Below are 7,577 nucleotides of genomic sequence, written 5' to 3' on the forward strand. Positions count from 1 at the left end.
ATTCCGAGCTCGTCAAAGTCCTTGTGCCCGGTTCCCGACCACGACCGCTCCTCGCCGGGCCCGCTGGCCATGAACCGGAAGTGCGGAGAGTTCACCGTGGACGGACCGTTATCAATGTTGATGGCGCGGATGGACTCGATCTCCCTCGGGAGCGGGAACTCCTGATTGTCGACACGAGCGCGCACAACGACGAGCGAATGTTTCCAGTCTCCCTTCACCATAAGCCGCTCGCACGCCTCGTTCACCCGGTCCACGACCGTGTCGCGATCGCACGCGCCGGAGCCGTCCTCGACGAAACGAGAGACGGCCGTGATCGCATCACCTAAAGTATAGAGATTCACATCGTCACCTCGTAATCCAGATCTATAAAGTCCTCTTCTGGATAAGATACCATATCTTCGTTGTCCGTGCGGCACTGCTCGATCGGGGCCTTCGTCAGGATCGGCGCGACCATGAGAAACCGATCGATCTTCAGACGCCCCGTCCAACGAATTCTGAACTGGAACGCGTGCCCGACGTGCAGCGCCTCCTTGATCGCGCTGTTGCACCCCGACGCCGTGGCTGGATTGACGGCGAACTTGATGCGCGAGCGGGCCTGCCCGGATGTCCCGGCGGGCACGTTGATCGTGTATGACCCAAGCTCCGTCCACCCCGTGTAGTGGCTGGGGCGATATTCTACTCCAATGGTTGTGGTACGCGTTACTCCGGAAAGCTGCAACTCCACGTACGACAGCTTCTTGCGCTCAGAGAACGTGTGGACCTCGTTGTAAATTCCAGCGTAGAGCTTCGTCACGATGAACGACTCGATGTCGGTGTCGTTGGGATCGGTGTGCGCGTCGGGGTCGGCCCGCAACAGGCGCACGTCGCCCCCGGCTTTCGGCCGCACAAACACGTGCAGACTACCGTTCAAGGACAACACCCGCAGAAACGAGAACCCGGTCCAAATGCCTTCGTGAAGCACCGGGAGCTCGGACGGGGTGGCCGTGTAGGTCTGAGCAAAATCAAGGGAGCCAACCGCCAGCCCGTCGCACAACGTCCAATGCAGCCGATTGGCGGCGTTGGCCGCGGAAATGTACGGGCGATAGGCATCGGATGTGCGGTCCACCCACCGCTGGCACTCGAAGCTCTTGGTGATGTTGAACATAGCCGGGGCGGAGTACCCCTCGGACGACAACTGCGAGCGGTCATACGTCACGGAACGCAGATGCTTCGAGGTGTCCACATACCACAAGTCGTCCGTCACGTTCACTATGGAGAATGGACTGTACGTGCCGGCGCCGTAGAAAGCGGTCTGGGAGAACGCGATGTCCTTCCAGCTCTTCCCGGCCACGACGGCGGACCGTGGCGCGGAGACTTCAAAGGCGCTCACGCCGCGGGAGCCGAACACGAAAAGAGCCCCGACACCGGTGCCCGTGGCCGCCCCGCGCATCCCGCCCATGCCGTGCACGAAGCCAAGCTCCGACGGCAGCGCATACGATCCGCCCTCGTCGAGGCCGCGGTGCTCGGTCATGCGAAATACCGACATCGGGGAAAGCGGGTCGAGGATGTCCGAGCTGACGAAACACGCCTTGCCGGACTCGTCGGACGCCGTCGGGATCGCGTCGGCGTTATTGTAGTATTCCCCGTCATCATCGGTCGCGGTAGTCAACGCGGGGAGCTCCTGCGGGACCTTGGCGGGAACAAAGTGGTACCGGCCGTGGGCGTAAGCCCCGATCGTCCCTACGGACAGCGCGATCCACGGAGCCTGACGCGTGGCGGGAACCGGCCCGTCGACGACCGCGTCTCTCGCCACGCGGGAGAACGCGCCGCCCGACTCCTCGATCACGAGCGGACGAGAGACCCCATCCTGCACAACCATCCACCGGAACACTTGCGTAAAGTATACGTTTTGGACAGTTTCCGATAACGTGTGCCCTGTGATCTCGGTGACCACGCCGGTCTCCCCGTTGCGGACGTACACCACCCCATCGATACAGAAGGCGACGTGATCGGACTCGTCCAAGAGATACTCTTTGGCGCCTTGGAAATTGCTGCCGGAACCAACGGAACCAAGGTCAACAAAACCGGGTCGGGTCTTCAGTGTGCCGCCGCGCGTAGTGACGTTGACGCCATACGCATACTGCCCGAAGGAGTCAAGATACATGGGGTCGAGGCCGGAGTGCATCCCCTTCGACATCGGGCCGAACCCGTCTCTCGCTTCGTATGGTTGGTCATACGCCATTGAGCTTCCCTTCCAGGTCGCTGACTCTCCGCTGCAGGGACTCGATATCCTTGTCGTGCCGCTTCAGCCGCCTGTCGGCCTCTCTTGCCACGCACTCGATAGCGGCGTCAAGATCGCACACCGCGTGGGCCATCTGGCGAGAGACGTAGGCAAGCGACTTGTCCACCTCGGCTTTGAGATCCTCGGCCATCGCTATGCCCCTTCCCTCATGCAGATGTAAGTGGTGACGACGCCGGCTCCGGGCACCGCCGCGGTATATGTAATGTCGGCCCCGGAAACCGAGTAGGCCAGGGCGGTGAGCACCGCATCATCCAGCACAAAAAGGCTGCCGGAAACGGGAACGTGGGCCAGCGCATGTGTGTACGGGACGGCCTCTCCCCCGGCCCACGTGTGCTGCTCCACGTGCAGAAGCCGCTCAGCCGGGATTCCGGCCAAGTCCGCATACAGCCCGCTTGTGGCCACCGTCGCCAGCGACGCAGTGGCGGCCTCTTCCGCGGCCAGCCGAGCGCTTATCCCCACGACATCCGTCGACAACGTGTCGATGTTTGCAGACAGCACGTCGATGTTCGCGTTCACCTCGTCGATGCTGGACGCGGGCGCCACGGTAGAGTCGATTTTCGAGGAGTCAATGCTGCCTTCCGGGATATCTCGTGACGTCAGGGGAGACGACAGGAAGCCCGCCCTTAGCCGGGCGAGCTCCTTCGCGCTGATCGGGCCTCCCACGTCCAGCTCCTTACGGTGTCGAGATATACTTGACGTAGACCTCGTCGCCATTCACCAAGTCGAAGAAGAAAAACACGTACTTTCCGATCACCTGGAAGTTGGCCGACTCGCCGGCGGAATCCAGAAACGGCTTCTGGTCCACCGTGCCGCCCATCCTGACGGAGACGGAGCCCTGATTGATCGGGGTGGCCGAGAGTTCGACATAGTAGGTATAGGACCCGGGCTCTCCGACGACTCCCGGCGACACCGTCTTGAACGGGTTGCTGGGGGACGTGCCATCAAACACAAACCGCTCGACGTCGAAAGCGACGTCGTCGCCGTCGATGTTGTACGTGTTGTTCGTTATCGAAACCGGTGCCGGCTCCGGGCATACGTTAGTCCACGAGCTGCAGCATCTTGTCATAAAAACCTCCGCATATCCATACTATCACCTTGTCACTATCAGGTCCACTAAAGTAAAAGGCCCCCGCGCCCTCATCGAACGCGGAGACCTGGATCCGTAGCGACTTGGGTTCGGGGGCGCGATCAATCGGTTAGGTCGACGGTGTCGTTCGTAGTCTCCTCCGGTTCGAAATCCGCCGCCGCCACGACCCAAGTGTCGGAGTCCGGACGGCCGCAGCAGCCGGTCGAGCAATCCTCCGTCGACGTGTAGACCACGCAACGACAGAAGACGCACGACCCGCTGCAGGGCATTGTCCGGGGCTCCGATTAGGTCGCGTGGACGTCCGGGAACCCGCCGGTCGAGTCGCTCGACCCGTCGTACTGCGGGCTGAACGGCGTCTTCAGGCCGACGGAGTCGGCCACGTCAGTCGTACCATCGGACTGCTTGGCCCGAAGGGTAGCGACGTCCTCGGCGTTGTCCGCCGTGTTGGGGACCACGATGCCGCTCCCGCCCGGGTCGTCCCGGTCGAACGCAGGCAGCATGCCAGTGTCGGTCGATTCAGTATCGACCGTCTGGCCCCACTTGTTCGTGTAACTTGCATTAGCCATGATGTCTTCCTTTCAAGTATCCGGGGGCCCTGGGTTGCCAGGGCCCCCGAGGCCCTTACGCAGTCTTGGTGATGGTGACGGGCGTGTCCGTTGCGTCGAACGAGCCCACACTGTCGGTCATGACCGTGTACACCGGAGCGCCAACCGTGTCGGCGATGTACGCCGCGCAGGTGTTGCTCGAGGCATCGGTCAGGGTGACCGCGCTGCCCACCGACACTTCGGCCGGACGGGACAGGGTGACCGTGAACGCTTCTGCGTCGCCAGCAACCGCCGCGATCGAGGTGACCGCAGTAGCCGTGGTGATCTCGAGCGTGCCGTCACTGTCCGTGTCGCAGCGCGTCACGCGGGGCGTCACGCAGCGCCGGTACAGGAGGACGATCGCGTTGGCCGCGTTGTCTTCCGGGCGGGGATGGTACTCGAACCGGGCGAAGAAGTAACCGATTTCGCCCAGGATGTTCTTGTCCATGTCCTTGTTGTTCACCCACTGCCACTCGCCGTTGAACGCCGGGCCGTCGCCGAAGGACGTACCGGAGCCAAGGCTCGTCAGGACCCGAGGCACCAGGATCGTGTACGCGCTCTTCAGGTAGAAGATGATCGTACCGAACTCGGCGTTCAGGTAGTCGGGGTTGGTCTCGGGACGCTGGCCGATAGCCACTGCGTCGCCAAGGCGCCGGGGGTTCACGCGCTTCAGGGTCGCGCTGCCGCCGTCGATGCCCTTCAGGGCCCAGCGGGGCTGCTGCGGGTCATGCGAGATGATGATTCCGCGGTAGGTCTTGAAGCCCATGTTGAAGCCTTCGATCAGCATCTGGGGCTTGGCGTAGCGGAAGTCTTCGCGCAGGTTGGCGTCGTTATACACCATCTGCTCGAATTCGTTCTTGTCCATCATCGCCATGAACATCGGCATGCCGGAGTCCATTCCGAACGCGCCTTCGGGGGCCATGTCCGTGAGCCACTGCTTGCAGTAGTCCAGGTAGTCCCAGTTCAGCGTGCTGATGTTGGGCAGAAGAGCGGCATTGAAGGTCAGAACTTCGTCGCCGTCGGCGTCGTCCACGAACGGGTCAAAAGAGACCCGGGTGGCGGTGTCGTCGATGAAGTCGTTGAACCCGCTCGTCATGACGACGAAGTGACCGGCCAGGGCGGCGAAGTACATGTACATCTCGCGCTGGAAGGTGACTCGGGTGTCGTCCACGACGGCGCTGCCGGCCTTGAGGATCATGGCCAGCTGCTCTTTCGCCTTATCAATCGTATAAAAATCCCGGACGCAAAGAACGGGGGATTTCCACGAACGCTTGTACCCAGTGTAGCTCAGGGACTCGATCGCCCAGTCGTAGGTCTTCGGCTGGTACGAGCACGCGTCCACGGGCTCCTGGGTCCCCGCGATGCCGCGCCGACTGGCTTCCACCTTCGCCCACGCGCTCAGACCGGACTGTTCGCCCAGCGTGCCGCGGAAGATGTTAGTGGTTTGGGATTCGCCATTGTACGGCTCATATTGGCTATATGGTACGAGGTCTCTCCAGGCGTTGGGGCGGCGCATCTGGCCGTCCTTGAGAAACGTACCGATATGTTCTGCCACACGAATGAGGCGAGCGTCCGCCTGCAGGAGGCGCCCGTTGACGTCGGTATGGACGTTCGGGATAGTGATGTTGTGACCCATTGAGGATCTCCTTTCTTATCGAAGGTTGAATCGGCGACGAACACTCGTCGCTACTCGCACCGACGATGCGATCGGTATCTTCAGCATCTACCGGATCCCCGGGTGGGCCGTTGGATCACTACGGATATCAGATCCAATTACAAATTTAGCAGGTGCTTAGCCCGATGTCAAGCGTGCCCTTCGATCCCGAGCGCGCTTGGCCGTACAAGCCTTACACCAGGAAGAAACGCGCAAGGTGCCGCGGGAAGCAGCAGAAAATAACGCGAGACGCTTAACCTTCCCACAGATACGGCATTGTTGGTAATCCTCCGTGTACCCCAAAGCCTCCATCTTGGCCCGGTGCCGCCGCCTACAAGCTTCAGACACGGCCCGCCCCCGTATCCGCAACGTGTGCGCAGACCACTTGACTCCCTTCCTGGCTTTCGACAACTTTTCAGCCACGTAGGGCACCCAAGCAAGCGGGATGCGCTTACCGCCGGGCACGAGGTTGAACCCACCTGGTGAAGCGGCCCCGAGCTGGGCCATCCAGACAATCTCTGCCGAATCTAAATTTTTCTTTGGGACGACCTCAAGAACAACCCACAAGAACTCACCCCACCCATACTTATGCACCGCCGCCTGGAAAAAAGAATTGTCGTGCCGCCCGGCCTCCACCGCCCTAAAGTGTGCCCGCCATCTTCTATGGATGTCGACGCTCTGCCCGACATACCATCTCTCATCCGCCACACAATAGATACCGTATATCCCACAAATAGCCCCCTCCGAAGGTGATGCAGGCGAAACGCGGCCGGGGGACCCGGCGTTGGGAGCCGTCTTGGAGGGGGCTAAATCAAGCTGCTGGCTGTGTTTCTTCTTTCCCATTGAGCATCACCTCAATGAAAATCCTACCACGCCGAGCACATAAAAGCAAGGCGGGGCCGTGCCTGGCACGACCCCGCCGCGGGCGATCAGGTCTCGCCCCAGACCCGGTCAACGATCCCGCCGACGGTCGTAGGCGCAGCCTCCGGAGGATCTTCTCCGGGTCGGGCGGGGGCACGAGCTTCCAGCCCGGGGCGCCGACTGATCACCGCCTCGTACTTCTTGCGCATATCGTCCAGGTCGGCCTTGACCTTCTCGAACGACTTGCGGTACACAGGCGATGCGATGCCTTCGAAGATCAGCCGCGCCAGCACCTCAGGCTTGCCGGCCCTCAGATACCCAAGCGCCGCATTCCTCCGCGCCTCCACGCCTTCGTTCCACTTCTCGTCTGCGCCCTTGACAAACAGCCACGAGCCGCCCTTGCCGACTTCCTCGAACGCCTTCTCGGCCACTTGCGTGAGCTGGGCGCTGATATCCATCGAGGCTTTGCGGTTCCGTTCGAGCTGAAGCGCCTCCATCGTCTGCTGGTGCTCCTTGAGCGCTTCCTCGCGCTTCTGGAGCAGCGGGTCGCGGTTCTCAAGCAGGGCGCTCAGGGCGCCGACCACGACTGAGCTCTCGTCCGGCAGGACCTCTTCAATGCTCTGGGGCGAAGTGACCCCAGGGCGGAACACCTTGCGGGCCAGGGAGAGGGCTTCCTTCTCCTCGTGTCCGGCCTGCATCAGCTTCTGCACCACGCGGCCGAAGAGCTCGTTGATTGGCTTGTCAAACTGCTCCTGGAACTCGGGAGTCCCGGCCAGGTCGACCTGGGAGAGCCGGGACTTGGTCGTCGCGAGCTCTTCCTTCAGCTTCTCCAGCTCTTCTTCGGACGGCACCTTCTCGAGTTTCTCCTTCAGCTCGGCCAGCTCCTGCTCTTTCAACAGGCGATCTCGCTCCGTGTCCACCACCTTGCGCTCGAGCTCGTCCCGCTCGGCGCGCAGCTGTTTCCACGTGGTGATCGATTTTTCGCCTTTTCGCACAACATGATCGGGCACTCCCGTCAGGTCTTCCGGCGGCGAGTCGATCGGACCCTCTTCCAACGGCTGCTCGACCGGCTGCTCGACCGGCTGCTCGACCGGCTGCTCGGCAGGAGGA

General features: G+C 61.8%; 8 protein-coding genes. All 8 read right to left on the bottom strand.

The genetic code is table 11. The features are described 5' to 3' along the window. On the bottom strand, nucleotides 1–341 hold a 341-nt coding region (locus PLF13_14630), incomplete at its 3' end, for a hypothetical protein (GenBank protein ID HOP08504.1). Further along, on the bottom strand, nucleotides 338–2,221 hold the full coding sequence (locus PLF13_14635) for a hypothetical protein (GenBank protein ID HOP08505.1): 1,884 nt from the start codon (nucleotides 2,219–2,221) through the stop codon (nucleotides 338–340). The genes PLF13_14630 and PLF13_14635, both read right to left, overlap by 4 nt. After that, entirely contained in the window at nucleotides 2,211–2,411 is a 201-nt protein-coding gene (locus tag PLF13_14640) for a hypothetical protein (GenBank protein HOP08506.1), read from the bottom strand. The genes PLF13_14635 and PLF13_14640 overlap by 11 nt, the downstream gene beginning before the upstream one ends. 2 nt (nucleotides 2,412–2,413) lie before the next feature. Next, a complete protein-coding gene (locus tag PLF13_14645) occupies nucleotides 2,414–2,944 on the bottom strand; it encodes a hypothetical protein (protein HOP08507.1) in 531 nt (176 codons plus the stop codon). A 10-nt stretch (nucleotides 2,945–2,954) separates the two neighbouring features. Beyond that, complete coding sequence (locus PLF13_14650) at nucleotides 2,955–3,347, bottom strand: hypothetical protein (GenBank protein ID HOP08508.1); 393 nt, start codon at nucleotides 3,345–3,347, stop codon at nucleotides 2,955–2,957. Nucleotides 3,348–3,652: 305 nt separating this feature from the next. Beyond that, a complete protein-coding gene (locus PLF13_14655) occupies nucleotides 3,653–3,934 on the bottom strand; it encodes a hypothetical protein (protein HOP08509.1) in 282 nt (93 codons plus the stop codon). Nucleotides 3,935–3,989: 55 nt separating this feature from the next. Then, entirely contained in the window at nucleotides 3,990–5,588 is a 1,599-nt protein-coding gene (locus PLF13_14660; protein HOP08510.1) for a hypothetical protein, read from the bottom strand. Nucleotides 5,589–6,535: 947 nt separating this feature from the next. Next, nucleotides 6,536–7,577 (bottom strand): hypothetical protein (locus PLF13_14665; GenBank protein HOP08511.1); only part of this gene is annotated, 1,042 nt, incomplete at its 5' end.

This window comes from Candidatus Zixiibacteriota bacterium (assembly GCA_035380245.1).
In the GTDB taxonomy this organism is placed as follows: Bacteria; Zixibacteria; MSB-5A5; order GN15; family FEB-12; genus DAOSXA01.